The sequence below is a fragment of the Rubripirellula lacrimiformis genome, assembly GCF_007741535.1.
Classification (GTDB): domain Bacteria; phylum Planctomycetota; class Planctomycetia; order Pirellulales; family Pirellulaceae; genus Rubripirellula; species Rubripirellula lacrimiformis.
On the sequence record NZ_CP036525.1, the window covers coordinates 5,182,488 to 5,208,858 of the forward strand.

Annotated in this window: 18 protein-coding genes; 7 read left to right on the forward strand and 11 right to left on the reverse strand. The window is 57.2% G+C overall.

Annotated elements, in window-relative coordinates; all coding sequences use genetic code 11:
* The first annotated feature begins 613 nt into the window (after window positions 1–613).
* Window positions 614–1,606, forward strand: a complete 993-nt coding sequence (locus K227x_RS18285; RefSeq protein WP_145171746.1) for a DUF1573 domain-containing protein — start codon at window positions 614–616, stop codon at window positions 1,604–1,606.
* A gap of 88 nt (window positions 1,607–1,694) precedes the next feature.
* Here K227x_RS18285 and K227x_RS18290 read toward each other — a convergent pair whose 3' ends face one another.
* A complete protein-coding gene (locus K227x_RS18290) occupies window positions 1,695–2,744 on the reverse strand; it encodes an ROK family protein (protein WP_145171748.1) in 1,050 nt (349 codons plus the stop codon).
* 125 nt (window positions 2,745–2,869) lie between these two features.
* Between K227x_RS18290 and K227x_RS18295 the strand changes: the two genes are divergently transcribed.
* Window positions 2,870–3,541: a hypothetical protein gene (locus K227x_RS18295; RefSeq protein WP_145171750.1), complete on the forward strand. Its 672-nt coding sequence runs from the start codon at window positions 2,870–2,872 to the stop codon at window positions 3,539–3,541.
* Window positions 3,542–3,668: 127 nt separating this feature from the next.
* On the opposite strand, the gene K227x_RS18300 is transcribed toward K227x_RS18295, so the two are convergent.
* Window positions 3,669–6,605, reverse strand: a complete 2,937-nt coding sequence (locus K227x_RS18300; protein ID WP_145171752.1) for a protein kinase domain-containing protein — start codon at window positions 6,603–6,605, stop codon at window positions 3,669–3,671.
* Between the two features lie 158 nt (window positions 6,606–6,763).
* Here K227x_RS18300 and hemC point away from each other — a divergent pair, with 158 nt between their 5' ends.
* A complete protein-coding gene (gene hemC / locus K227x_RS18305; protein WP_145171754.1) occupies window positions 6,764–7,693 on the forward strand; it encodes a hydroxymethylbilane synthase in 930 nt (309 codons plus the stop codon).
* Between the two features lie 130 nt (window positions 7,694–7,823).
* Here the strand turns inward: hemC and K227x_RS18310 are convergent, their stop codons facing one another.
* The 8 genes from K227x_RS18310 to K227x_RS18345 all read right to left on the reverse strand — a co-directional run bounded on the left by K227x_RS18310 (window position 7,824) and on the right by K227x_RS18345 (window position 20,122).
* Window positions 7,824–10,418 (reverse strand): ABC transporter permease, encoded by a 2,595-nt coding sequence (locus K227x_RS18310; RefSeq protein ID WP_218933351.1) that lies wholly within the window; start codon window positions 10,416–10,418, stop codon window positions 7,824–7,826.
* Window positions 10,419–10,487: 69 nt separating this feature from the next.
* Entirely contained in the window at window positions 10,488–11,516 is a 1,029-nt protein-coding gene (locus tag K227x_RS18315) for an ABC transporter ATP-binding protein (protein ID WP_145171758.1), read from the reverse strand.
* 70 nt (window positions 11,517–11,586) lie between these two features.
* A complete protein-coding gene (locus tag K227x_RS18320) occupies window positions 11,587–12,060 on the reverse strand; it encodes a GntR family transcriptional regulator (RefSeq protein WP_145171760.1) in 474 nt (157 codons plus the stop codon).
* Between the two features lie 320 nt (window positions 12,061–12,380).
* Window positions 12,381–14,429: a DUF4340 domain-containing protein gene (locus tag K227x_RS18325; protein WP_145171763.1), complete on the reverse strand. Its 2,049-nt coding sequence runs from the start codon at window positions 14,427–14,429 to the stop codon at window positions 12,381–12,383.
* Window positions 14,430–14,534: 105 nt separating this feature from the next.
* A complete protein-coding gene (locus tag K227x_RS18330; RefSeq protein WP_145171764.1) occupies window positions 14,535–17,468 on the reverse strand; it encodes a Gldg family protein in 2,934 nt (977 codons plus the stop codon).
* A gap of 292 nt (window positions 17,469–17,760) precedes the next feature.
* Window positions 17,761–18,522, reverse strand: a complete 762-nt coding sequence (locus tag K227x_RS18335) for an ABC transporter ATP-binding protein (RefSeq protein ID WP_145171766.1) — start codon at window positions 18,520–18,522, stop codon at window positions 17,761–17,763.
* Between the two features lie 379 nt (window positions 18,523–18,901).
* A complete protein-coding gene (locus tag K227x_RS18340; protein ID WP_145171768.1) occupies window positions 18,902–19,249 on the reverse strand; it encodes a hypothetical protein in 348 nt (115 codons plus the stop codon).
* 318 nt (window positions 19,250–19,567) lie between these two features.
* Complete coding sequence (locus K227x_RS18345) at window positions 19,568–20,122, reverse strand: GNAT family N-acetyltransferase (RefSeq protein ID WP_246145903.1); 555 nt, start codon at window positions 20,120–20,122, stop codon at window positions 19,568–19,570.
* Between the two features lie 189 nt (window positions 20,123–20,311).
* Here K227x_RS18345 and K227x_RS18350 point away from each other — a divergent pair, with 189 nt between their 5' ends.
* The gene (locus tag K227x_RS18350) at window positions 20,312–22,492 is read left to right on the forward strand and encodes a sulfatase/phosphatase domain-containing protein (protein ID WP_218933352.1); all 2,181 of its coding nucleotides are present in this window, start codon (window positions 20,312–20,314) and stop codon (window positions 22,490–22,492) included.
* Between the two features lie 104 nt (window positions 22,493–22,596).
* Here K227x_RS18350 and rimI read toward each other — a convergent pair whose 3' ends face one another.
* Window positions 22,597–23,073 carry a ribosomal protein S18-alanine N-acetyltransferase gene (rimI, locus tag K227x_RS18355; protein WP_145178083.1) on the reverse strand — a complete coding sequence of 159 codons (477 nt, stop codon included), beginning with the start codon at window positions 23,071–23,073 and terminating at the stop codon, window positions 22,597–22,599.
* A 443-nt stretch (window positions 23,074–23,516) separates the two neighbouring features.
* Here rimI and K227x_RS18360 point away from each other — a divergent pair, with 443 nt between their 5' ends.
* The 3 genes from K227x_RS18360 to K227x_RS18370 all read left to right on the forward strand — a co-directional run bounded on the left by K227x_RS18360 (window position 23,517) and on the right by K227x_RS18370 (window position 26,364).
* Window positions 23,517–24,074, forward strand: coding sequence for a DUF1697 domain-containing protein (locus K227x_RS18360; RefSeq protein WP_145171769.1), 558 nt, complete (start codon window positions 23,517–23,519; stop codon window positions 24,072–24,074).
* Between the two features lie 306 nt (window positions 24,075–24,380).
* Entirely contained in the window at window positions 24,381–25,997 is a 1,617-nt protein-coding gene (locus K227x_RS18365) for a sensor histidine kinase (protein WP_145171771.1), read from the forward strand.
* Window positions 25,987–26,364 carry a response regulator gene (locus K227x_RS18370; RefSeq protein ID WP_145171773.1) on the forward strand — a complete coding sequence of 126 codons (378 nt, stop codon included), beginning with the start codon at window positions 25,987–25,989 and terminating at the stop codon, window positions 26,362–26,364. Before K227x_RS18365 ends, K227x_RS18370 begins: the two co-directional genes overlap by 11 nt.
* The last annotated feature ends 7 nt before the right edge of the window (window positions 26,365–26,371 follow it).

Genomic DNA, 26,371 nt, shown 5'->3' on the forward strand with positions numbered 1-26,371 from the left:
ATCGCCGACCCGGGCGAGGCAGAGGAGAAATGGATTCGCTGGACGTAGGCGAAAAACGAAGCGGGTCGCGACTTTGCAAAAGGTCGCGGCCCGTTTTTTTATGCGCCAACCGATTCTCCAATTTTGCTTCCCAAAAAACCGTCCCCGTTCCGCCCCCAGCCAGGGAACGAGTTTCACGCGCGAAAATTTCCCAGATCCGATCGACAACAAGCAGTTTCACGATCGAAATTTTCACGCCGCAAAATGATCCGGCGGGGTCAAAATTTCACCGCCGCGTATTTTACGCAAAGCCCCCAAAGACACCCCGTCGCCCGCAGATCAAACTGACCGATCTCGCTCAGCGACTTCCAACCGAAGGCTGGCGCCCGGTAATCACTGCTGCAATCGGTCCGCAAGACCGAAACCCGCAATTTCCGGAAATATTTATCCTTTTCCGTGTTGCCTAACGGTGGGGGACCGCTAGGTTGGATAAGATGGACAGAGTTTCTGGTTGCGGCGAATTTTGTGCGCGCGATGAACGAACGTCCCTCCCGCCTCCCAAACGGTACCTGTCCGCAGGCCACCGCTCATTCCGTTTCAAAATTTCTGAGACACCCCACCAGGGACCATCCATATGATCCGCCACTTCGCCTTGGCTTTTTCCGTTGCCGCCTGCCTGGCATCCACCACCGTTGTTGCCGCCGATTGGACAGCCACGGCTTTCCCGATCAAGACGCACGACTTTGGAACTGTCGCGGTCGCAGCCAAAACGGAATTCGTGTTTCCGGTGGTCAACACGATGTCCAGCACGATGCACATCCAAACGGTCCGGGCTAGTTGTGGGTGCACGACCCCGATTGTGCAAAACCAATACATCGCTCCCGGCCAAACCGGATCGATCCTGGCTCGCTTCAACACGGACACTTTCAAAGGCAAAAAAGGCGCGACGCTGACCGTCGTGATCGACCAGCCCTTTTACAGCGAAGTCCGCCTGCGAGTGGATGGTTACATCCGCAGCGACATGGTCTTCTTTCCTGGTGCGATTGAATTCGGTCGATCCAACCAAGGCGAAGCCGTATCGAAGTCCACCAAGGTTCTGTACGCCGGACGCAGCGATTGGCAAATCGTCGATGTTCGAAGCAACAAACCTTGGCTGATGCCCGCCGTCAAAGAAACCGTTCGCGAAGGCGGTCGCGTCAACTATGAACTGACGGTCGATCTTCGCGAAGACGCGCCCACCGGTTTCTTCCAAGACGAAGTCGTGGTGGTCACCAATGACCGCAGCATGCCCAACGTACCGCTACGAGTTTCCGGACAGGTCGAATCGGCTCTTTCGATCTCGCCACAAGCCGTTGCCCTCGGGTCGCTGAAGCCAGGCGAGGGGATCACGCGAAAATTGGTTCTGATGGGCCAGAAGCCTTTTCAGATCGAATCCATCACCGCGGAAAACTGGGACGTGAAGTACGAAGCGACTTCGGATTTGAAGAAGGTTCACATCGTCAATCCAACCTTTACGTACACCGGTCAAAATGCGGGCCCGCAAAAAGTTGCCTTCGAAATCAAGACCGCAGGCGATGATTCGGTGACCGCCAAAGGCGTCCTGACCGCCGACGTCCGAGGCCAGTAACCTCTGCCGCCGAAACAAACCGTCTTGGGATTCGCTTGAATTCCTTCAGCGGTTAGGTGGGGCTGGAGGGGAATTTTGGCGAATCCCACTACTTGCCCATCGCGTGGGCCAAGGCTCCGATCACGGACGCTTGATCGCCACAGACCGAAAAGCTGAATTGGTCGAAGTTTCGAAATCCGTCCAGTGCGTTGTCGTAGTATTCGGTCTGGACCAATTCGAGGTACCGCTGTTTCAGCGGATCGATCATGTCACAGACCCCACCACCGATCACCAGCCGATCGAAGTCGCCCAGGTAGTTCACCATCAGCATGGTGATCCCTAAAGCCCGCGCTTGATCGTCCAACAGTTCGACTGCCAGGGGATCGCCGTCGGCCGCCAATTCTCGCAATTGCTTGGCCTTGTCTTTCATGCTGCAGGTTTGACGGTTCAGCGGATGGGCCTTGTATTGGTCCAGCGTCAACCGATAGCTCAATTGGTGAGTCAGCGCAGTGAGTGAAATCGCGCTCTCCGATGTGCAGTAGGCGTTGCCGACCTTCAGGTTGCGATCATGTTCATATCGAAACGCATGGACTGGCAGCATCAGGTGACCCGCATGACCGGCCCGCCCTTGGCTACCCTGAACCGGAATGCCGTTGCGAACTTCGCCGCCTCCCAGCCCCGTACCAACGGCGACCATGAACAGGGAATCGAAGTGATCCGCCTTGCCTTGCATTGGCGAATCGTCCCAGTGAATCAATCCCGTTCGAATCGCCGATTCACCCACCGCGGCTGCCTGGCCATCCCCGATGTAGCGAACCGGGACCGCGATGCCGTCGCAGGCCCAGGCAATCTCCAACCGCTGGCGGATCGGACACTTGTTCCACAACCTGGAATCCAAATTTGGCGTCGACAACAGCACGCCGTCTAGCGTCGCCGGTCCGGGCGTTGCCAGCGTGATCGACGACACCTCGTCTTCGGATCGCCCCAGCTGATGCAACTGTTGCTTGATCTGGGCAACGATGTCCGCGATCGTAGCGTCGGGTCCATCGATCGACCGAGTCGCAAATTGATCAGAGATGCAAAGCACCCGGTGCTGCGAGTCGCCGATCGCGATCGTACTGGTGGTACCGCCAACATCAACTCCGACAAATAACGACACGTTACTATTTCCTTTGAAATGATGAATCGGCTAACAAGCCATTCAACCAAACCGTCCGAGACCAGCGATTGATGGTACCGTATTCATTTGGTTCGGGGACCATCATTGTGAAAGGTGCATTGAAGATGCTTGGCTCTATCACCAACCGAGGCCTGCTGTATAGCGTGGGTATCATCGTGAACCGAATCATCCCTGAACATTGGTTCCGGTTTCGCATCTTCCGCGTTTTCGAGCTCGCACCAGCCGCCGAACGCCGCAGCCAAGGCGAACAGCGCAGTGTCGCATCAGCGTCAGACGAACTCTCATTTCGATGGTGCCAAACGGACGAGGACTTCGCGGCTGCGAACCGGCTGACATACTATTCGTCACCGCAGGAATCCATCGCTGCCGATGCGCCCAAGAGTGCCTGTCTTGCGATCGACTGGGCGGAACCGGTCGGCGGCGTTTGGTTGGCGCAGCAATGTTTCGATGAATCCGATCTGGGGCTCCACTTCCAGCTCGCCGACGACCAGCAGTGGCTGTTCGCAGCCTTCGTCGCCAAGAGCCACCGCCGAAAGGGCATCTACCGCAAATTGGTCAATCACGTTCTCCAGGACCAATCGCTGCGAACCTTCGCGTCGATCAACCCTACCAACAAGGCGTCGATTGCGGCCCACACACCGTTCATCCGCCGCACGGCAGGCACCTGTGTCGCCGTGCGAATTTTTGGTTGGGCCAATTGCTGGGCGACCGCTGGCTTGAAAATCCAAAAGACCGACGCTGGCAATGCAATTCAAATATCGGGTGAATCGACTTAGCAACGATCCCATTTGACGCCAGTGGCCTGCTGATTGAATCAAACTTTTAACGGCGATGGTGAGGCCACGGGCAATGGGGGGCTTCCCGGCCGCTGACGCGATCACGGCTCACGAAATCAGCAGACCATTAGACCAGCGACGCGATCCACTTGGTCCATTCCGCCATGGATTCTTCGGTGATGGTCGATGCAGGCAGCGGTGGCAACTTCGTGCTGGCTGCGACCCCTGGTGTTTGCGCCCGAACCGAGAGGCATCCGTTGACATTGATCTCGAACCCAATCATCCGTGACGTCAACACTTGTTGGTCGCTGCTTTCACCCGCGGTGATCTCGTAACGGCCCAGCGAGTGCCAATCGTGCCCGTTGACCCCCGAGGATTCGACCAACGACAACGTCATCGATTTCCGATTGGCACTGATTGTCAACCGCCGGTTGGTCCGTGCGGGCAGGGACGTGCCTTTCGGGATGATCGGCAGGATGCGGCGTCGCCGTTTGGCGTCTTCGATGACGATCCCAATCGCTTGGCTGGTAACACCCCGTGGCGGACCGATGACGTCACCACGACCCGGCAATTCGGCCGCCAAACAGGCCGCCGCACCGCGAGCAACGTCTGCGCGTTCGACGGTTCGGCGCACCGCATCGGAACGCAAACCGGCCATCACGGCATCACGGACTTCGCCAATGCGCAGGATCGCTCCCATCGTGACGCTGATGTCGATGTCCTTCATCGAAACCGACGCCTGTGCACAGGCTTTGCGGACTGCGATCAAGATCCCTGCAATCAGGCCTTCGCAGTTCTGCAGCCATTGTGACCGAGTCACGGTCACGGACAATTCGGTCCCAGGTTTGACCAGTTGCAGTCGCCGACTTTTGGGAGCCACCAACTTGATGGTCGCTGTGGGCGAAAGCAGCAAGCTGTTCATCGCCTTTTCGCAGCCGATCTGCAGACTGGCTGCCGTCCGACTGGATTGACGCGGATCAAAACCAAACTGATTCGTGAATGCGTCGGCCGCCAAGTCCACCAACCGGTGCAACCACGGCAACGACCCTTGGTGCCAGTGTCCGGCGGTCGCCAATTGGTGCAAGCGAACCGAATCCCGACGCATGACAGCCACTTCCAATGATTGCCCGGACACACCGACAAACAGCACCGTTTGTTCTTTTTGGGCATCGCCCAGGTCCAGGGATCGATCGGCAAACCCGCCCGGCAAAGACGCGTCGTCGGGAATCAACAAGGACTGCACAGCGGCGACCGAGCGATCGACCAATCGAACCGACGGGAAACCGGCCATCTGTGCCGACTGCAGAACACTGCGCCGGTGCAACTGGTCGTAACTGGCGGGGATGGTGATCGCGGTTGCCAGTGGCCCCGGACTGCCCGGCCACGCATTGAAGCGAATTTTCCGAAGCAAGATCGCAACCAGGACTTCCGGCGGACAAGATCGGCCAATCACTTTGCGATCCATCAATGGCTTGCCGATGTACATGGGCAGACAATGGACTAACGATTTGGGCGACTCGCTCCGCCGCTGGATCGCATCTTGGCCAAAGATCAATCGATCTTCGTCACTGGCAATCGCCATGCGAAACAAGGGGCGATCATCCCCACCGGCTGGCAACGGGTTTACGCCGCCAAGCGGGGACGCGGCGGCCGTTGCCGAATAGAACATGCCATAGTCGATCGCGAACACCTTGGACGATGCTCCGGACGTTGAACCGCCCGATTGAGTCGATCCGCCGCCGAAGGTAGACGAATCGTGGTTCGCAATCCGGTTGGCGAATTCGGTCATCCAGACGGGTGCATCGACCTGGTTGGCGTATTGGCCCAAATCATCGATGACTTCGTCCAACGATGCGTATCGTTCGTCAGGCTTTTTGGCCATCATCCGCGAAAAGATATGAGCGAATCGAAGATCGACGTCGCCGCGTGCCTGCATCAGATCGGGAATTTCCCCGTGCCGGTGGCCGTAGACTTGGTCCAAGTATTCGCCAGTGAACGGCGGACTAGCCGTCAACAAAAAATACATCGTCGCACCGAGCGAATAGATGTCGCTGCGTGCATCGGCTTGGTCGGGATCTTCCAGTTGTTCCGGTGACATGAAAGGTAGAGTTCCGACCAAACGCCCCTTCGAACTCGGTTCGGCTGATTCTTTGGCCGACGCTTTCCCGGACGGCGAGTAGTATTCGGCCGCATTGATTCGGGCCAACCCCAGGTCCAATACTTTGATCGTCCCATCGGACGCACGCATCAAGTTGCCAGGTTTGACGTCCCGGTGGATGATGCCAGCACGGTGGGCGTGCAATAGTCCCAAAGCGGCCTGACGAATGATCGCCGCCGCCTCGCCCACGCCTAGCGGACCACGTGTTGCAACCCAACGCGTCAGCGTCATGCCGTCCACGAATTCCATCGCCAGATAGTGAATCCCCTGCTCGGATTCGCCGGCATCAAATGCGGTCACAATGTTGGGATGCATCAAACGCGATGCGGCCAGCACTTCGGCATAAAATCGCTGGACCGCCGTCACCTCCTTCATCCGTTTGATCGGCAGCATCTTGATCGCCACCAACCGCTGCATCCGCGTGTGCTCGGCCAAATAGACGTTGCCCATGCCGCCGGATCCAATCAATTTTTGGATCACGTACCCGCCGATTTGCTTGGGCACGTCGTCATCCACCTGAGGCGACGAAGCCATGGAAAAATCCAACGAATCGGAATCAGCCATAAAACTGCCAAAAGCCCGCGTGGGCTCGTCCGTGATCGGCAAATTCTCGCTCGACGAAGATCCTTGGTCGGAGGATTCGAAATTTTCGATCGTCGGATCCCCGTCGATCGATGAAAGGTTCGCGACGGATGAAAGGTCTTCCGAAGATGAAACATCCTGATCCGCTGCACCGGGCGCAGGGGAATCGGACGCAGGCGAATCGGACGCTGGGGAATCGGGTTCCGAGGAACCGGGCGCCGGTGAATCCTGGCCCGGCAGCGACATGCCATCCGACAGGGGTTTCGACGGTTTCGCGCCAAGCGACGTTTTCTCGCCAAACGACTGGTGTTCTTCGGAGGACAAAGCGTGTCGATAAGTTTCAGGTGAAAGAGAGACAAGATTTTGGTCTGAAAAACATCCCGCGTTCTCATCATGCGTGCCTTCGCTATGATACTGCACAGAATCAACCCAGGCGTCGCATTTCTCGCTTCGCCCCTGCCCACGCCAGTTCCTTTGGTCCCATGAAGCTTCGAATCGCGACCCGACAAAGCCCGCTAGCACTGTGGCAAGCCGAGCACGTAGCGGCCCGTTTGGCCGACGCGGGCTTCGAATCCGTGTTGGTGCCAATGGTCAGCAGCGGGGATACCGACATGCGTCCGATTGATGGCACCCGCCAAGTCGGCTTATTCACCAAAAGGATCCAACAGGCCTTGTTGGACGACGAAGCCGACGTGGCGGTCCATTCGCTGAAAGATCTGCCCACCGAGGTCAACGAACAATTGGCCCTGGCCGCCGTGCCGCCGCGCGAGACCGTCGCCGATTGCTTGGTTTCCAAATCGGGCATGACATTATCGGACGTTCCCCAGGGTGGCCGAGTGGGGACGGGCAGCCGCCGCCGCGCAGCCCAATTGCTAAGCCGACGTCCCGACCTGCGCGTCGAATCGATCCGCGGCAATGTGCAGACACGACTCAGCAAGTTGGACGTGGCCGAGGAAGGCGCCGACGGCCCATTCGATGCCATCGTGTTGGCCGACGCTGGCCTGGTGCGATTGAAGATGCAAGACCTGCCGCGTTACCACTTTACCTTTGACGAGATGCTGCCCGCGCCCGGGCAGGGTGCACTGGGGATCGAAGTCCGATCGGCCGACGCTGAATCACACGCCGCCATTGCAACCTTGGATGACATCGAAACGCGAGCGTCGGTGACGGCCGAGCGAACTCTGTTGGCGTCGCTGCACGGTGGCTGTCTGGCTCCCATCGCAGCGTATGCAAATGTCGCTGGCGGCAAGCTGCGACTGTCGGCCGTCGCCCTTAGCCCCGATGGCAAGAATCGCATCGACGAGTCGGCCGAGATCGATTTCGAATCGGACCTGGCCGCGGCGATCGAATTGGCCACGAAGGTGTCTGATAAAATGATCGCGGCCGGAGCGATCGAAATGGTCCGCGGCTAACGCACGCTGGAACCGTCAGGGCCGCTGGTGGACTCCGACGAAAATGTTGGTGGGGAGGCAATTCTGGCGAATCCCACTACGTTGAGGTCCGGCGGTTCGAAGCCACCGCACAACCATGACGCCTAACGATTTACGCCGGGTCTTTTAGCTTTTCAAGGCGTGCGGCTTCCCTGCGGACCTGTTGGGCGGTGGCCGGAAGATACGACATCCCTTCCACCCATTGGGTTAACGTGTATTCCAACTGCCGCGAACCCGGCTGGTACAAACTCCCCAGCTTGGCTTGCAGAAAGTCGTCACGCCATTGTTCACGACTGGCGACGGTTACGAACAATCCACCGTCCCTGATCTGTTCGATCATCTGTCGTGTGAAGAGGTCAACATATCGATCGGCTCGATTTCTTTCGATCCAGTAACGGTGCGCCCGCCCATCTAGCATTTTCACGCCTCCGAACGAGTTCCACAGGTGTCCGAAGCCGACCGTGTTCCAACCGTGCTGATACCGCCGCCACTCATGAATCACCGCGATCCGGCGTGAACGACGCCGCAGATCATCCGAGGGAATCATATCTACCAGCGGCTTGTCGCTGACCAGCGATTTCATCGTCGGATCGGCATTCAAAGCGTGCAGCGCCAATCGCTCGGCTGGTTCCGCGATTCGGACCAATCCAATCAAGCCTTCCTGACCGTCCAAGACAAGTTGCCGAACCTCTCGCGACCATTTCAACAACACCTCCGTCGCCAACTGCCGATTGACGACGGCTCGCATGACTGCATCCTGCGTGGTTTGACCATCACCGGAATCCTCCGTCGTCGCGCCAGCGGGGCGAGCCCCCACCGAGTCAGCAAGTTCGGTGATGGCAGAATCGAGATCGGCGATGGCGGAATCAAGTTCCATCCCCATTGCATCGCTATTCTGATCCTCTTCGCCCAGTGCGACGGACAAACCAAGGTTCAAGGACGCCAAACTCACTAGCCCCCTCAGTTCGGAAAATCCGACATGAAAGCCAATCGTTTCCGCGTCATCGAGCTCTAGCCTCAGCCGATCCGTGATCTGAGGGCGAATGTGAGTCCCAGCGGTTATCGGGCTCATCGCTTCGAAAGAGATCGCGCGTGATATCGGAAGGTCGTAGCTAAGGCCTTGTCGAGGATTTTTTGCCGCTGGGATCGATTCCGCCAACATGCTCCGGCGCCAACCGTCCATCTGCATCGGTGTCGTCACCCACCGGGACGCCATCACGATCAGGATCGGCAGTGCCGCGGCTGCCACCGTCCAAGCGACCACGCGGACGTGAAAGCCACGGTCCATTCGCCCGTCCAACCAACGTCCAATCAAACGCCACGATGCGAATAGCAACACCGGCGGCACCGCCAACATGGCCCATTGATATCCCACGTAGCCCGTCAAAAATATGACGGTCATCATCAGCGAAATCATCGCGAACGCGGGCGTCGCAAAGAACGACAATACTGGCCGTTTGACCCACAACGAAACCAGTTGTCCGCAACCATAAAACGCAAACCACCAAGCAACCGAAATCGGTTCCATGTCGCCCATCCGTTGGGGTCCATCCTGGCTTTGCTGAGTGACAAATACCATCGCGATCAAGAACAACGCCGGTACCAACGTCGGAATGATCCGCGTCAACCAGATTTGTGATTTAGAAATTCCGCGATCGGCAAAGAAGGCACATTGGCGGCGAACCGAGTCACCATAAAAGGTGAGCGCCCCCAACCACATCAATGCTAAAGTCGTCACCGGTATCGCCAGCTCGGCCATGGCGTGCATGGGCCGGAAATAGTTTCGTGAAGTTGACATCACACACAACACGAAGACGATGACGACCATCGGCAATACAGCCAATTGGACCTGTCGCCATTGTTGCCAAAGCAGTGCGAAAATCGGCGAAGGTCGATACAGCCCAACAACAGCCATTGGCGGCGGACGATAGGCTTCGGCTGTGACAACAGCGCCCATCGGATTCGAGAGAGTCTTTTCGGTGTCCAACAAACGCCGGCGAGCCAACCATCGCTGCAACACAAACAGCCCAGCCAAAAACGCCATCCCCACCGCAATTAGCCGCCACCACTGCCACGCCGGGGCCGTCATGTCGGCCAACGAATTTGCGTAGCGGTCGTCCATCAAAATGGTTGCGATCACGACGATCACGTACCACGTGATCGAAACGATCGGCAGCAATGCCACCAGCGCCGCTACCGGTGATCGCAATGCATACGAACTGGCAAATCCAATCAGCAGCAACGTGGCACTAAAGAACATCGCTTGCAAAACCCCGGTCATCGTCAACATGCCGGGGAACGCCCGTGCAACATGCTGGTCAGAGTGAGGCAACGCCCATATGCAGATCCACAAAGAACAGGACGCCAACAACCAAGCACCGGCAACGGCCAGTGCCGAGACCAAGAGCTTCGAGTCCGCAATCAGCTGCCATCGAAGCGGCAGAGTTCGCAGCCAGCGAAACGTGCCTGTTTCTTCTTCGGTACCGATCAACATCGCCGGGGCGCCGATGGCGACTAGATTGGGCAGCAACACCCACATCATCACGGCAATCACCATCGCCGCACGGCCGCCGTCATCGCTGGTCGCAGAGACGAAGGCAACCAACAGTGGAGCAGCAAGAATTGCGATCCCGATGGCCAGCAACAACGGCTTGATCATCAAACCGTCTTTCCAAACCAGCCGTTGCCAAATTCGTTGTGTGTTCATCGTACCCATGCCAAGACAAGTAAACCGCAGACCGCAAACGCCAAAATCCGTCAACCCAATCGCGTCGGGCTAACGATGCAGCGAATGGTCCGTGATAGAGCGTGCAGGGACTGTTTGACCAGCAACCGCATGCTCGGATGTCCCCCGACGATCGTTCGGTCCATTCATGCCCGGACCAATCGCATCTGAGTTCAGCGCTGCGGGCCGGACGGCGCGGTCGTCACAAACCGCGACAAAAATTTCTTCTAGCGTTGCCGGTACCGCCACGGCATCGGTCACACCGCTATCGGGACCGTAGAACGCACGCCAATCGTCCGACAAGTCCGACACGACCCATCGCATCTGACGCCCATTGCGTGATTCGCACAGCACGTTGCCCGCGGGCACGGCAACCGTTGTACTGGCGTGATCCAACGTTGCCGTCACGATCAACGTCCTGGCCCGCAACGTTTCCAACGGCTCGCATACTTTCAACATCCCCTTGTGGACGATCGCGACCCAGTCTGCGACACGCTCCACCTCGCTGATCTGGTGGCTCGACAGCAGCACGGTTCGGCCCAGCGCCGCCCGATCGACCATCGATTCCAAGAACTGACGCCGCACCATCGGGTCCAAACCGCTGGTCGGTTCGTCCAAAATCAGAAGCTTGGGGTCATGTGCGGTCGCAAGCGCTAGGGCGACTTTCGCTCGCTGGCCTTTGCTCATGTTCTTTAGCCGAACGCCCGTCGGAACATCAAACGCCGCCAACAACTCCAGATACCGCAGCGGAAACGCGTCGTCGTAAAACGCCGATGTGAACCAACCGATTTCCTCTGCCTTCATCCAGTCGTATAGCGCCGGTGCATCCGACACATAGCCGATCGATTGCCGGATTTGCATCGCACCATCGGACGCCGAGTGGCCCAGCACCGTGGCGCTCCCCGAATCGGGCTGAACAAAGCCGGTCAGGATGCGAATCATCGTCGTCTTCCCCGCCCCGTTCTCGCCAAGCAGCGCGAACACGACACCCTCGGGCACTTCCAGCGACAAGTGATCCAGTGCCTGAGTGCGACCGTACCGTTTGCAGACATTTCGAAGCGAGATGATGGAGTCAGACATAGGACTAGTCCCTCGAGAACGCGTGGTTTGGTGATAAGTTTGGTGAGTTGGCAAAGACGCTGCGTCGCACCTATCCACTGGATCCGGATGCCGAATCATCCGGCGACGGCGACTGGCCGCCGGACGCTGAATCGGATCCGTTTTCAGATGCAACCGGCGCCGAACTTCCCGACTGCTTGGCCAGTTCCAGCTCGAAGATTGTCCGCAGATCGTCCGCCGTCATGCCGCCGGACAACGCATCCGCCATCGCACGACGCACGGCATCGGCGACCAAGGAATTGCGAGCCTTGGTGCAGCGAGTGATCGCATCGCGGCGGACAATCATGCCTCGCCCCCGCAGCGGCTCTAGCACCAAGTCACTCTGCAGCTCGGTATAGGCCCGTGCGATCGTGTTCGGGTTGATGGCCAAGTCACTCGCCAACTGCCGAACACTTGGCACCATCTGGCCACCCACCAAGACACCGTCGGCGACCGCCAACTTCACTTGCCGGACGATCTGTTCGTAAATGGCGACGTCGCCAGAAGGATCAATTGAAAAAAACATTCGCACCACTCGCCGTAAGAGACCCGTGTACTGCCGTAATAGTACAGCAGCTCTAGCCGAGTGTCAAGACTTTGCGGCTCGTATATCCGGCCGGCAGTTACGTTGCGTTCGTAGTACCGGCTTCAGCCGGCTTCGGTAGCCCCGACGATCAGGCTCGATTCCGCCTAAAGTCGGTACTACAAACGGTGCGGATGGACTTTCCGTCCAAGCAAAAAGAAACCTCTCCGGGATTACCGGAGAGGCTTCGAAATTCATCAGGGATTGACCGCCGCGGAATCAACGGCGGCGGTCTGGATCCCAAATCACGCAATACCAGCGGATCAGTTGCCGGGGAATCCGGCGCCTGGGTTACCGAACGAAGGCATCTGCATGCTAGGGCCACCGGTCGATGGTGGTCCGGCAGGAGTTGATGAACCAAACAGGTCTTCGCGTTTGATCCGCAACTGCGAATAGGTGCCTTCGGGAATGACGTAGTACCAGTCAGCGAATCGTTCGTTCAGTTCACGCACCCTGCGCTGAGCCGCTTCAAGTTGATCTTTCCGTGCATCCAACTTGCGTTGGTTTTCTTTCGTAATCTTCTCTTGTTCGGCTTCCAAACGTTCTTGAAGCTCTTCTTGCGTTAACTGTTGATCATCCGCCTTGGCGTCCGCATCATCGGCTTTTTGCTCTGGTGCATCGGCCGGCTTCGCATCATCGTTCTCTGCGTCAGGATCATCTTCAGTACCATCCTGCGCCTGACCGGTTCCCGATGCCTCGCCTTCGCCAGCGGTTTCGGTTTCGCCCGACTTCTCTACGGCTTCTTCGCCGGCTTCTGTGCCCGCATCGCCGGAAGTCGGTTCCGCCTCCGACGGCTGATCAGACTCCTGTGGTTTGTCCGATTCGGCTGGCATGTCTTCAGCGGCTTCTTCGGCAGCCGGCTCGTCACCGCCCTGCTCTTCTTCGCTAACGTCTTCCTTTTCGGTTTCAGCGGGTTCCTCGGTTTCAGCAGGCTCCTCTGCTGCCTCTTCCTTCATCTCGGCCTCTTCGGCGGCAGGCTCGGCTTTGGTTGCTTCCTCGCTGGCGGGTTCGTCGACCTCCGCGGCAGGTTCATCGATTTTGGGCGGGTTCAGCATCGCATCGAGTTCTTCTAGAGTTTGCGGGATCGCCCGCAGTTCTGGCACGGGGAACTTCGATTCGTCGACCATGGTGGTGACGAACAGGTAGCGATTGACACCACTATCGGATGCTGTTTCGCTGCCTTCGGCGTCGCCGTCCTCGGTTCCAGCATCTTCGCCGGACCCGACACCTGCGATGTTGCCGAAGCGGATCAGATACTTGACGCCGTCCTTCAACGACACGCTCAGTTCGCCGTTAGCCGACAGAATTTCTGCTTGGCCATCGGCACCTGCTTCGATCGGATAGAAACCACGCTGAGCCAAGGATGCGATTGCATCTTGGTTGGACAGCAAGTCAGCACTGGCTTTTAGCGTTGCGCTAACGCCCTCTGGCTTGCGGAACACGTTGACAATTTTCAAGTCATCCAATGCATTCTTCAGCTCGTTCAGCTTGGTCTTGTTCAGCTCTTTGCCAGCCGGGATTTCGACGTTCTTGCCTTCCACTCGCGGGTCGTTGGGATCAAATTCCTGCAGCGAAGCCAGTTCATACTGAGCCCCATCCAATTTGATATCGGCGGTATATTGGCGGCTAAGCGAGATGCCTCGCTGGCCCAACGTCGCGGTGTAGTCCTTGATCTGCAGACTGTCGATGTCGATGCTGCTTAGCTGCAGCAAGTCGTCTTCGATCCAGTCGCGGAAGTTGGTGGTCAACGGTGATTCGTCGAACTTCACGACGTAGACCGGATCCTGGTTCGGAATGCGCACATACCGTTTGGTGGGATCGTCTTTCAGTGCGTCCCCGATGATCAACGACGCCAAGACTTCCTGGGCTTCGTTTTTGAAGGTCACCAATCGACCGACGCCTTCGTCACCGACTTCTAGATCTTCGAGCGCCGGTTCGGCGACGCCCAGATCGTCATGGTCTTCGGCGTTTTCGGTTTGGATATCCAAAATCTTGACGCCCACCAGCGCGTTGGCCGCATCCTTCATCTGTTCGATCGCGTCGGCCGGGTAGCCTTCGCGTGAAGGGATCGTCCACAAGCCTGATTCGCGGTCCTTGCGGACTTCGAACGTGTCCAAAGTGCCTTGGGTTTCGTCGAACGTGACGACCTTCATGCTGGCCGCAGCCAACGGATCGGTAAACGTTTCGAACAGCATCTGACCAGCTTCGTTATCCGCTTGGGTAACGGGCCGGGGCCAAGCGACCAAAGCAGCGACGCCAGCGACAACAGCCGCAGCGCCCCAGAACAGTCCAGTTTTCTTGCCTTCGTTCATTGGGAAAGATTTTAGGTTTAAGGTATTAGGCGTTAGGTAAAACAACGGTGGCTTTGGGATCGGGCGTTGGTTTTGATTGAAAACCAAACGCCGAATCCGTAACACCTACTTCAATCGGCTCTTGCTGATGTTTTCGCGTTCTCGCAGTCGCCGAGCGGCGAACACGATCACGCCAACCACCAACGGTGGGATGCATGGCAGGGTGACCGCAGCGGCTTTGACCTTGTTCTGAATCTTGGTCACTTCGTCGGCTGCGGCTCGTTCGATATCACGCACTTTCAGTTCGCGATCCCGTTCCAGTTTGGTTCGCTTGACGTCCAGTTTGCGTTGTTCCAGTTCCTGTTGGGTTTGGAACGTTTGCAACTTGGCCTGCAATTCGGCACGCGAAACATTGCCATCGGCGTTCTGTTTCTGCAGCTTCTCGACCTCTTCTTGCAGTTCCTTCATGCGAGCCTGCTGAGCCTCTTGGGCATCGCGGATCGCAGCATCGTATTCCGTCTGGAAATCTTTACTGCCATTGCGAACCGCGGTGCGAGCCTCTTCCTTGACCGAGTCGATCATGCGTAGGGAAGCAAAGATCGGCTCGTGCTTACGAACTTCGATGAAATCGTACTGGCCGGTCAGCCAGTCGATACAGTTCAGCACGAAGGTAACGTTTTGAAACTGGAACCGTGCCTCGGTGACAACGTTCGGATCCGCTCGGATCATCAGGAACTCGGGCAACATCATGTCCGTGTCGGCCACGTACACCGCTTTGATCCCCGGCGCGTTGGTGTCCGGTTTGGACTGCTGCTCGGCTGGGTCTGCCGCACCGTCCTCGCCTTCGCCTTCGGCCTGTTCTGCGTCGTCGGCGGCCGCACGCGTGGCGCCTTCGATCGCCATCGCGATGGGGATCGATGGTTTGATGCCCTTGGTTTCGCGAGCCACCGTGGTCTGACCGGTCATGATCTGCTGCATCTTGGTGCCGTCGATCAAACCGCTAAGTCCACCGGTTTGTAGCAGCGGCGTGTGCTTCAGCGGCGATCCGGCCTTGGCCAACACGGCACCAGCGACAATCCCTAGCACCTCTTGCATGCCCGACGTGATTGGGTTGTCTTGGCTTAACGCCATTCCCATTTCGGCACCTGGTGCCTCTTCGTCGATAAAGATCCATAGCTCGTTAGCCTGGTCGTCCAGGGTCGGGTACGGATTGTGTTGTTGCCACACCAAATCAGGCGTGTACATCTCTTGCATGCCGGCGCGTCCTGGGATCTCGACGCCTAGCAGGTCCCACAACTGGCGAATGTCGGCCTTCGGTTGTGGTCCACCACCGCCACCAAACATGCCGCCGGGAGCCTGTTTCGGCGACCCCGTCGGTGTGATGTAGCCTGCACCGACCGGCGCGGGATCTTCAAAGATCGCCACTGGCACACCGGCTCGGATGGCTTCCAGCAAACGGTCGAACTGTGGCGGTGCCAACGAAGATGGCTGGACGCACAGCAAAGCGGCGTAGACATCCGGCGACACCGGCGAATTCAAATCGACTTCTTCGACTTCGTATTGCTTGCCAAGTTCGTCCATCAACGGGTGACGGGGAACCTGTTGCATCGACATGCCGCTCATCACGGTTCCGCCGGTCAAGCGAGCGTCGGTTGCGACGATCCCCAGTCGTTGGCGAGCCCCGGAAGCGACCGTGTTGATCGAACGAACCAGTTCGTATTCCACCGGGATGCCGTATTCGAAGATTGGCACGGTGACCTTTTCTAGACCGGACTTGAATGCCGCCCCCATGATCAATTGTTTCTGCTGGGACGCACCTCGTTCCTTGACCATCCGCGTTTGCGGCGCGATCCCGAAACGTTCTTCGGCTAGCGCGGCTTCGTCCGAAAACAGTTCGATGTCGTCATACAGATTGACGGTAATCTCGCGTCCACGGGCGGCCGCTTCGCTGCGGAATTCCTTCAACAGGTTGATCAGTTCGTAGCGAGTCTTGGCGTAAACCTCGGGGATTTCCTTGCTGATGAACGCGTCGATGACGATCGGGCGATCTGAATCCAATTCGCGAATCAGCTTCTTGGTTGCGGGCGCCAGCGACGACACTTTGCCTTCGGTAAAGTCATGGCGGAACACGTCTCGGCTGCGGAACAGGATCACCGCACCAGCCGTGACGACGACCAACGCCAACACGCGGGCAATGTAGTGCCAAGCCATCGTGTTGCCATCTTTGCCACCGGTCCAGTGACGTCGGCCGATCAGCACCATACAGATATAAAGTGCGACAGCGGCGACCAACACGAAGTAGATGACCGACGACGAACTGACCACCCCGCGGCCAAAGTCGTCAAAGGGGCGTGCGATTCCGCTAGCGGCAATCCACTTGGCAATGTTCTGGTTGGGCGAAACGGATTCGACCAAGGACGCGAACGCCAAAGGTGCGTTGAACAACGCCCCCAGGATGAAGCCCACCGTCAAGTTGCCGGTCAAGAACGACGCGATCATGCCGATCGCAATCATCGTCAGACCGACAAAGTAATAGCCTAGGTAACTGGTGAAGATCAGTCCCGTGTCCAATTCACCTTCGGTCAGGATCGCCAGGGTGACAAACGTGCTGATTTGGCTGAACAGGAGCGAAGCGGTGAAAATCGCTGCGGCCGCCATGTATTTACCAATCACGATGTCAAAGTCATCGGCGGGCAACGTCAGCAGCAATTCGTCGGTGCCCTGCCGCTTTTCTTCGGCCCAGATCGACATGGTGATCGCAGGGATGAAGACCAGCATGATCAGTGGAAACCAATAGTTCAGTTGGTCCACGGTGGCCAGGTTCTGGTTAAAGAACTCGTACGGCCAAAATGCGGCGACCGAGGTCAGGAACACGAAGATGCACAGGAACACATACCCGGTCGGGTTGCTGAAGTACCCGACGAAGTTGCGTTTCATGACCGCAAAGGCAGCCTGCTTCGTCCCGGCCAGCAGTGCCACGATGGCAACCAGCAAAGCCAGAAAGACGAGGTCGTGAACCAACAGACTCAAAAGGGCGGTGGTTACGTTATTGAGCGCCATCAGATCTTTAGGTTGAGTGAAAGGAACTTAGGTCCGCGGTGGGGGACCGCGGTTGATCGGCCGACGCTGGCCAGCCGATCGAAGTGGGATAGGACGGGCCGCAATGACCCGTTTCGTCCGCGATCCGAGTCGCGGTAGACCGGCCAACACGGGGCGGCCGATCGCATTGATTTTTCTTACAACACCGGTTGGCAACCGTTCGGGGGCTGGTCGGGCGTTGCCCACGGTTCGACAAATGAAAGCGTCCCGCGGGCGTCAATCCGGCGCGGGCCGGTAGCGGGGGATCGACGCTTTACGACGTGGTCAGGTTGTGGAAGGCATCGTCCAGGTCGCCTGAACCGATTTCGCGCAGCTTCGCCACGTCGCCGTCGTACACGACACGACCTTCGTTGATCATCACAACGCGGTCCGCCATCGCTTCGACTTCCTGCAGAATGTGCGTGCTAAGCAAAATGGTCTTCGTTTCGCTCAATCGCCGCATCGTTTCCCGCACTCCGCGAATCTGGTTGGGGTCCAGACCGGCGGTCGGTTCGTCCAGAATCAGCACATCGGGTTCGTGCAACAAAGCCTGGCTCATGCCGACTCGCTGCTTGAAACCTTTGGATAGTTTGCTGATCGCCTTGTACATCACGCTGGACAGGTCACAGATGTCGACGACCTTTTCGATGCGATCTTTTTTGAGCGTCTTGGACATGCCGCGGGCGTCGGCAAAGAACTCCAACATGGTCAGCGGAGTCATTTCGGGGTACAGCGGGCCATTCTCGGGGAGATACCCCAGGTGGCGGCTACCCTCGATACGGTTTTCCATCATGTTGTGACCGGCGATGCGGGCGGTACCTTCGCTGGGGGCGATGTAACCGGTCAACATTTTCATCGTCGTGCTCTTGCCGGCACCGTTGGGGCCTAAGAACGCAACCAATTCGCCTTCGCGGACGGAAAACGTGACATCACGAGCCGCAGCAAACGGGCCGTAAAATTTGCTCAGGCCTTCTGCCTCGATCATCGGCCGGGCGGCCTTGACCGAAGTGTCGGGCGACGGTGAGTTATCGGACATTCGTTTCCTGTTCAATCCTTGGACGGGGTGATGACGGGAAATATAGCCGTCATCCATCAGATCTCAAGCTGACGTTACGACACCGCAAGGGGAACGGTTCGCGCCGAATCCTCCAAGATCACCCCAATCGCGGGGAAAACAGCCAGCTGAGCGAAAACCGGGAAAATGCGTCATTCGGCCCTGAGGCCTTGCATCTCAACGCCGACAGGCAAAGTGAACACAATGCCACATCCGTCAATCTGGTCGCGTCGAACCCCGCCGGAATACCGTACGGAGCCCAAAATTGAAGTAGCAGACTGAAAGCAAGTTAGCTTGTCTGACGAAACTGCGGTGGCGGCTTGGTGGAAAGATCGATTTCTGAATCAGATGCGATGATGCTTCAATCGCGTGGCTTACCGTCAACCCGTTGAATGCTGACGATGATCTGAAATGGAACGTAGCGACGCAAACCACCAAGATCTTTCTTGTGAGCAGGGTTACCAAATTCGCTGGAAACCAACCCCGTCACGAATTCTCTTCCCAGAACATGAACCACCGTTGGATTCACCAATGTCGCCTCTCCGTTGATGCAGTAGGTGCCGGGCGGCAACAACATTGAGTCGTCTGCCGAAACGACAGAAGTAGCGATCAGAAAAGCAGAAAGAAGAAATAGACGATTCATGCGAAACGCTAGGCTGCCATTCACGATTGTCAAACGATTGCTTTTTAAAAACGCAAAAGCGACCACTCGCTGTGCCCAATAGGTCGCGTGGCTTTGGTCACGCTTTCGCGTTGCCTACTGAACCAACGGTTGTTCGTCCATCGATAGGTTTCATGCGATGGCTCAGTGGGCGGACAGTAAAAACCGCGAAGCGGAATCGGCTCGGAGGATCGTTGACGTCGAGAAAATCGGCGCAGTGCTGTGATGCGAGGTACGAACACCGTTGCCAAAATTTGGACGCAAGCAACTAATTTCGAAATTGGCTCCCATGCTCGCCGCCGACGCTTCCGGTGCGCTGCCGCGTCACCCACCAAGCGGGAATGTAGGCGACTTCACGCTAGATCCCTATACATGGGTCCGCAGTTGCTTTTGCATCGGTATGCAGGGCAGAGAGATTCCGCGTGGCGACTGGTACATGCCGCGTCGCTGGCCAACGAAACCACAGCGGCGGTAAAACGCGGCTGCATTCAGCGTTGAATCCAATGTCAATCGCGTCAAGCCAGCCGTGATCGCAACCGATTCCAAGTGGCCCATCATCTGCCGCCCAATCCCCATGCCCATGTGACTAGGGTGGACAAAGATCGCATCGATCTGGCCGGTCAAACCATCTAGCGTGCCCGTCCCCACGACTTCGTCGGCAACGGTTGCAACCCACCAACGGTCGACCACCGCTTCGACGAACGAGTCCGCCATTTCGCCAGATGTCCAATCCGCCAACAGGCCATCCGGATAGTGCCCCGCACAATGGGACAAAATCGCTGCACGGCGAATCTCCCACACTCGGCTTGGGTCCGCGTGGTTGGCTTTTCGAATGATCGGATTCACAGCGGCTTCGCCGAAAAAATTCTGTTCAACGGGTGCGGTGGTCGCCCGGGCCATCACGATCGCTAGGATGGACACGAGTCTCGTTTGCCCCAACCAAGAACCAACGGGATATCACTTGGCGGCAATGCGACTGGCTACAATGGTTGCGGACGACTTGCATTTTCGCATCCCCCCCTGGTCTGCGTTTTTTCGAAGTCACCTGTCCCTTGCCCGCTGCCCCCCTTCTGTTTCCCTGCCCCCTGCCCTTTCCCCGGAGCCGCTCCTGTGATTTCGCTGCGACTGTTCGCCTTCGCGATTTTGGCCAGCGCCGGTCTTTCGACCGGATTTGCCAAACAACCCAATATTCTGTTCGTATTCTCCGATGACCATGCACCGCAAGCGATTGGTGCCTACGGATCGAAGATCAACGAAACGCCCAATATGGACCGGATCGCCAAAGAAGGCGCGATCTTCCAAAACTCATTTTGCGCCAATTCAATTTGCGGCCCTTCGCGGGCCTGCATCCTGACCGGCAAACACAGTCACAAGAACGGGTTCCTGCACAATGGGAACCGGTTCGACGGGTCACAGATGACCTTTCCCAAACTGATGCAGGATGCCGGCTACCAAACCGCCATCATCGGCAAGTGGCACCTGGGGACTGACCCGGTCGGTTTCGATCACTGGGAAGTCCTCCCCGGACAAGGCAGTTACTACAACCCTGACTTCTTGCAAATGGACGGCAAGCGAAAACGGTACCAGGGCTACTGCACCGACATCATCACTGAAAATGCCTTGGCATGGTTGAAACAGGATCGCGATCCCGACAAGCCGTTCATCATGATGTGCCAACACAAGGCGCCACACCGCAACTGGTCGCCACCGCCACGCTACTATTCGCTTTACGAGGACGTCAGCATTCCGGAACCGGACACCCTGTTCGATGACTATGCCGGACGTAGCGATCTTTTGAAGTTGAACGAGATGTCGATTGCCAATCACATGCATTGGGGGCACGACATGAAGTTCAAAGGCGAGAACCAGTTCCCCGATCATTTTGCCGGCAGGCATAACAACGGCGAATACGCTCGCATGACCAACGCACAGAAAGCCGCCTGGGACGAAGTTTACGAACCCCGAAACCAGGCCTTCATCGAAAAGATGAAAGCGGGCGATCTGACCGACCGTGAAGTCGTCCAGTGGAAGTATCAACGATACATCAAGGACTACCTGCGCTGCATTCAAGCGGTCGACGATTCGGTGGGTTCGCTGTTGGACTACCTGGACGAATCCGGTTTGGCCGAAGACACCATCGTGATCTACAGCAGTGACCAAGGTTTTTACCTAGGCGAACACGGCTGGTACGACAAGCGTTGGATGTTCGAAGAATCGCTTCGAATGCCGTTCCTAATCCGTTGGCCTGGCGTGATCAACCCGGGTGTGGAATCCACCGCGATGATCCAGAACATCGACTACGGTCCGACGTTTCTGGACGCTGCCGGTGCGCAGGTGCCTGCCGAAATGCAGGGACGAAGCATGGTCGAAATGCTACGCAACCAAGGCAAAGAATCGGCGACCTGGCGTGATGCCATCTATTACGCGTACTACGAAAACGCAGCCGTGCATGCGGTTCCGGTCCATGATGGTGTGCGAACCGATCGCTACAAGTTGATGTTCTTCCCGCGTTCACGGCAGTGGAACCTGTTCGACCTGGAAACCGACCCTACGGAAATGACCAGCGTCCATGCGGACCCGGCATACGCGGACATCTTGGCCGGAATGCAAAAACGCTATCGCGACCTGCGTCAGTTTTACGACGTCAACAGCGCCACCATCCCAGCGACTCGCGGCGACGAACCCAATTGGGCCAAGCGAGATGCTGCGATGACGAAAGCCGCTAAGAACTCCGACGTCGACTTGGTGTTCATCGGCGACTCGATCACCCAGGGATGGGAAGGTGCCGGCAAAGACGTTTGGTCCCAGTTCTATGGTGACCGCAAAACGCTGAACCTTGGGATTGGCGGTGACCGGACCGAACATGTGATTTGGCGATTGACACATGGCAACCTGGGCAAAATCAAACCGAAGGTAGCGGTGTTGATGATCGGCACCAACAACACGGGCCATTTCGATCAGGATCCGTCGCAAGTCGCCGCTGGCGTGCAAGAGATCTTGGACATTCTGGCCAAAAAGCTGCCAGACACAAAAGTCGTCCTGCATGGCATCTTCCCACGTGGCAACGGGCCGTTGGACCTGAAGCGATTGAACAACATCGCGATCAACCAACAGATCCGCCGCATGGCAGATGGCGAAAGAGTCCAGTTTGTTGAGTTTGGCGATCAGTTCCTGGAAGCCGATGGATCGATCAGCCCGACGATCATGCCGGACAAACTGCACCTGACCCCCGAAGGCTATCGCCGCTGGGCTAGCGCACTGGAACCCGTCTTGAAAGACTTGGGGCTGTAATCCAGTTCCCATGCGATGGCCAAGCAACTGGCCGAAAACGAAAAAAGCCTGCAGTGTTAAACAAACGCTGCAGGCTTTTCTTTTTGGACATTGCTGGCGAAGGACTAGCCTGCCAGTCGTGATATCCGATTGTGTGGTTCCGCCAATTCTTCGGCACTGGCCTGATAGCGGTACTGCATCAGGTAAGCGTCTTCGTCGGTGTCTTCATAGAAGTCACGCAAGACAGAGACAGCACGGAAGCCGATCTTCTTGAAGAACAACTGTGCTTCGAGATTCGTTTCACGAACTTCTAGCATGATCCGGTTTCGACGTTCTTGCGAAAGTTTGCCCAGCAGCTTTCCGATCATCGCCAATCCAACGCCACCGCGACGCTGATCGGGACCAACCGCAAAGTTCAGAATGTGCAATCGGTTCTTATGCAATTCGTAGATCATGAAGCCGACAACTCGGTCGCCCTCTTCGGCGACCATGCCGATGCAATTGCGTTGACGCAAGCAACGAATGAAATCGTCCTCGTTCCACGCAAACTCAAAACTCTTGTTCTCGATCGCAAGCACTGCCGGCATGTCCCGACGGATCATCCAACGAATGTGGACACAAGTGCGCGTTTGTTCGGTTTCCACCCTGGGACTCCTTTCCAGCGAAACACCATCGCACCGAGAAACCAACATCCGTTTCCCGAGCCGCCCATAGCCATCATGGCCGAGCGATTCGGAGATTAGCAGATGACTAAAATGTCACCAAGGTGAAAATGACGTTATCCAATATTTGGTACCGTCGGATCGCTGGCCGCGGACACCACAAGCGGTCGAAACTCGATCGACACAGGGTTTCATGGCGATCGAGTAACGGCGAGACTTCACGGGGCAACGCATGCCTATCCAGCCGAACTCCCCCAGCCTCGTTTGCCGGCGGCCTGCGACGATCCTGCTACCCAAACCAAATCGCGGAACCGGTACGTTTATTCTGGTCGGCCAAGCTGACTTCCCGACTGCCCCAACCTCTTCCCCCCTCGTCGATCAAAATGCCAACCTGGATTGCCCTGTTCCATGCGGTCAACGTTGCAGGAAAGAACCGAATGCCGATGGGCGAACTGAAGGCCTCGCTTGAGTCCGTGAAATGCAAAGACGTGCGCACCTACGTCCAGTCTGGGAACGTTGTCTTTCGCTCGGCGATGAAGAACAAGCGGAACCTATCGACACGACTGTTGGACGCCGTCGAAAAGGACTTTTCGTTCCGCCCGCGACTGACGCTGATGACAGCCGACGAACTGCGCGCGGCCGCAGACTGCAATCCATTTCCCCAAGGGACCGACCAACCCAAGACGCTTCACTTCTTTTTTCTTGCCGAGTCGCCCGCGGCGCCTGACATCGAAGGCATTGAGAACGCGGCGACAGATTCAGAGGCATACCGCTTGGCAAATCTCGTTTTCTACCTTTGGACTCCGGACGGTTTCGGCAAGTCAAAGCTGGCAGCTTCGGTCCAACGCAGGCTTGGCGTGCCGACGACAGCCCGAAACTATTCCACGGTCCTTCAGATCATCCGCATGACGGAAACCAGCGAAAACGTCGGCAATCGCTGAATCCACGGCGCCTCGGCAATCAGCTCTTAATCGAACGAATTTGCCGATGGCATCGATTAGCCAACCTGGCACGGCTCGTCCGAATGCTCCGCTAGCGACGCTGCTGAATGAAGTCGCTGGCCCCCGACCGGCCAAGTTACATCCGGCATCAACGTGACCACCCCCCCGCTCTGTGAGCGGTAGGCAAGATGATTGGCGGCTAAATCCGCTCACGCCGCAAATTGTGTCTTAGGCTTCAATAGTCGATGGGGCAATGGACTTCGATAGCTAAGCAAGTAGCTTTCAACTTGCAGACCTAAGGGGCACATGATGGGCGATCGAATCGTTCGCGTATTGGTAGTCGAGGACGACGACCTGGATGTTACGATCCTGCAAGTCGCACTCCTGCGGTCAGTTGGCACCTATCAACTGACTCATGCCAGTAGCTTAGCCGAGGCAATCGAGGCGTCGAAGAAATCTGACTTTGACGTCATCTTCACCGACTTGGGGCTGCCGGATTCGATCGGCCTCAACGCAGTCGAAGCTCTTAGCATGGCTAGCCATTCGTCTGCCATCATCGCCATGTCGGGCCAGGACCAGGAACAGCTTTACGTGGATGCGGTCGCCTCGGGAGCCGATAACTTTCTGTGCAAAATTGACCTGACGCCGACGGCGGTCCATCGCTGTATCCAGCAAAGCATCCAACGCATTGCACAGCGGAACGAGATCGAACGCTTGATGCAAACCAATCAAGCGCACAAAGAGATGTTGGAAAAGCAGTCGCAACAACTAGAACAACAAAACGCACGACTGCGACGCCTGTACGATTCGTCGCGAGATTTTGTGAACAACGTTTCGCACGAGTTTCGAACTCCGCTTTGCGTCGTCAAACAGTATGCCAACCTGATCGCCGATGGCGTCGTCGGAACGGTGCATGACGAACAGCGGCGAATGCTAAGAGTGATTGAAGATCGCGTCGATGACCTGAACAACATGGTCGACGACATGCTGGACATCAGCCGTCACGAGTCCGGTCTGTTGGCGGCGAAACGCAGCCGATGCAGCCCGAACGAAGTCGTCGATCGTGTGTTTCCCGGTCTGCAACAGCGGGCATCGATACGAGACGTTTCGCTACTGTTTGCCGGCTGCGATCCGGAAACGGCCATCTACTGCGACGCCGAAAAAGTGTCTCGCACGCTGATCAACCTGATCGTCAATGCTATCAAATTCTCGTCCGCGGGCGATACTGTCACCATCACTGCCGTGGTGGACCACGCCAATCACGAAGTCCGATTCTCGGTCGCCGACCAGGGGCCCGGTATCCCTGCCGACCATCAAGAGATGATCTTTGCCAGGTTTGAACAAACCCACACGAGCCTAGACCGGTCGACCAAGGGCGTCGGTTTGGGACTGAACATCGCCAAGGAACTGGTGGACTTGAACCTGGGGTCGATGCACTTGACCAGCGCGTTGGGCAAGGGAAGCACGTTCGCCTTCACGGTCCCGCTAGACGAACCAGACGAAGTGGCCAAACGATTCTTCGCCCGTGCGGTCCCCGGTGAAGCAATGACGGTGTTCGTGGTCGAGCCCGTCGAGCCGAACGCGCCGCCCGAGGCGTTGACAGAAATTCATCAATTGCTGAACTACCTGATTCGTTCCCGCGACCTACTGGTCCGACAAACGCCTTCGCAGTGGACAATCGTCCTAGCCGCCGACGAGGCGGGCTGCCTGGTGTTTTTGCAGCGAGCCAGCGAAGACATCGAATCGATCAATCGCAACCGTCCGCAAGGCAAACTGCCCAGGCTGCAACTGCGTCGCCATGCCGGCATGGTGGTCCCCCCGCCGGCCAGCACCAGCAAGCCACGCGTGGAAACCGAATACCCCGTTTCAACGTTTGTCAGCGATCTGACCACCGCAAGTCCGGAGTGCACCTATGCACTTTGAACCAACGGTCCTGGTCGTCGAAGACGACGACGCCATTCGCCATGGCACTGCGATGCGGTTGAACTTCAACGGGTACAAGGTGCTAACAGCCAACGACGGCGAACAGGGCACTCAGCTGGCGGGCCAGCATTTTCCGGACCTGATTCTGATGGACATCCGGATGCCGCGAATGGACGGGCTTACCGCGCTGTCGCTGCTGCAGCAAGACCCACGGACGAAGGACATTCCCGTGATCATGATCTCAGCCAGCCCAGGTGACCAGGAAAAGTCGCTCGAATGCGGCGCCAAGTTCTTCCTTACCAAGCCTGTACCGAACGGATCGATGATGGCTGCAATCGAATCCGCGTTGTCCGTACCTCAAATTTAAGAACCCA

Bases quoted from the DNA above. Each gene is read 5' to 3' on its own strand.
- K227x_RS18285 (WP_145171746.1), top strand. From the start codon at position 614: ATGATCCGCCACTTCGCCTTGGCTTTTTCCGTTGCCGCCTGCCTGGCA.
- K227x_RS18295 (WP_145171750.1), top strand. From the start codon at position 2,870: ATGCTTGGCTCTATCACCAACCGAGGCCTGCTGTATAGCGTGGGTATC.
- hemC (WP_145171754.1), top strand. From the start codon at position 6,764: ATGAAGCTTCGAATCGCGACCCGACAAAGCCCGCTAGCACTGTGGCAA.
- K227x_RS18310 (WP_218933351.1), bottom strand. From the start codon at position 10,418: ATGAACACACAACGAATTTGGCAACGGCTGGTTTGGAAAGACGGTTTG.
- K227x_RS18315 (WP_145171758.1), bottom strand. From the start codon at position 11,516: ATGTCTGACTCCATCATCTCGCTTCGAAATGTCTGCAAACGGTACGGT.
- K227x_RS18320 (WP_145171760.1), bottom strand. From the start codon at position 12,060: ATGTTTTTTTCAATTGATCCTTCTGGCGACGTCGCCATTTACGAACAG.
- K227x_RS18325 (WP_145171763.1), bottom strand. From the start codon at position 14,429: ATGAACGAAGGCAAGAAAACTGGACTGTTCTGGGGCGCTGCGGCTGTT.
- K227x_RS18330 (WP_145171764.1), bottom strand. From the start codon at position 17,468: ATGGCGCTCAATAACGTAACCACCGCCCTTTTGAGTCTGTTGGTTCAC.
- K227x_RS18335 (WP_145171766.1), bottom strand. From the start codon at position 18,522: ATGTCCGATAACTCACCGTCGCCCGACACTTCGGTCAAGGCCGCCCGG.
- rimI (WP_145178083.1), bottom strand. From the start codon at position 23,073: ATGATCCGTCGGGACATGCCGGCAGTGCTTGCGATCGAGAACAAGAGT.
- K227x_RS18360 (WP_145171769.1), top strand. From the start codon at position 23,517: ATGCCAACCTGGATTGCCCTGTTCCATGCGGTCAACGTTGCAGGAAAG.
- K227x_RS18365 (WP_145171771.1), top strand. From the start codon at position 24,381: ATGATGGGCGATCGAATCGTTCGCGTATTGGTAGTCGAGGACGACGAC.
- K227x_RS18370 (WP_145171773.1), top strand. From the start codon at position 25,987: ATGCACTTTGAACCAACGGTCCTGGTCGTCGAAGACGACGACGCCATT.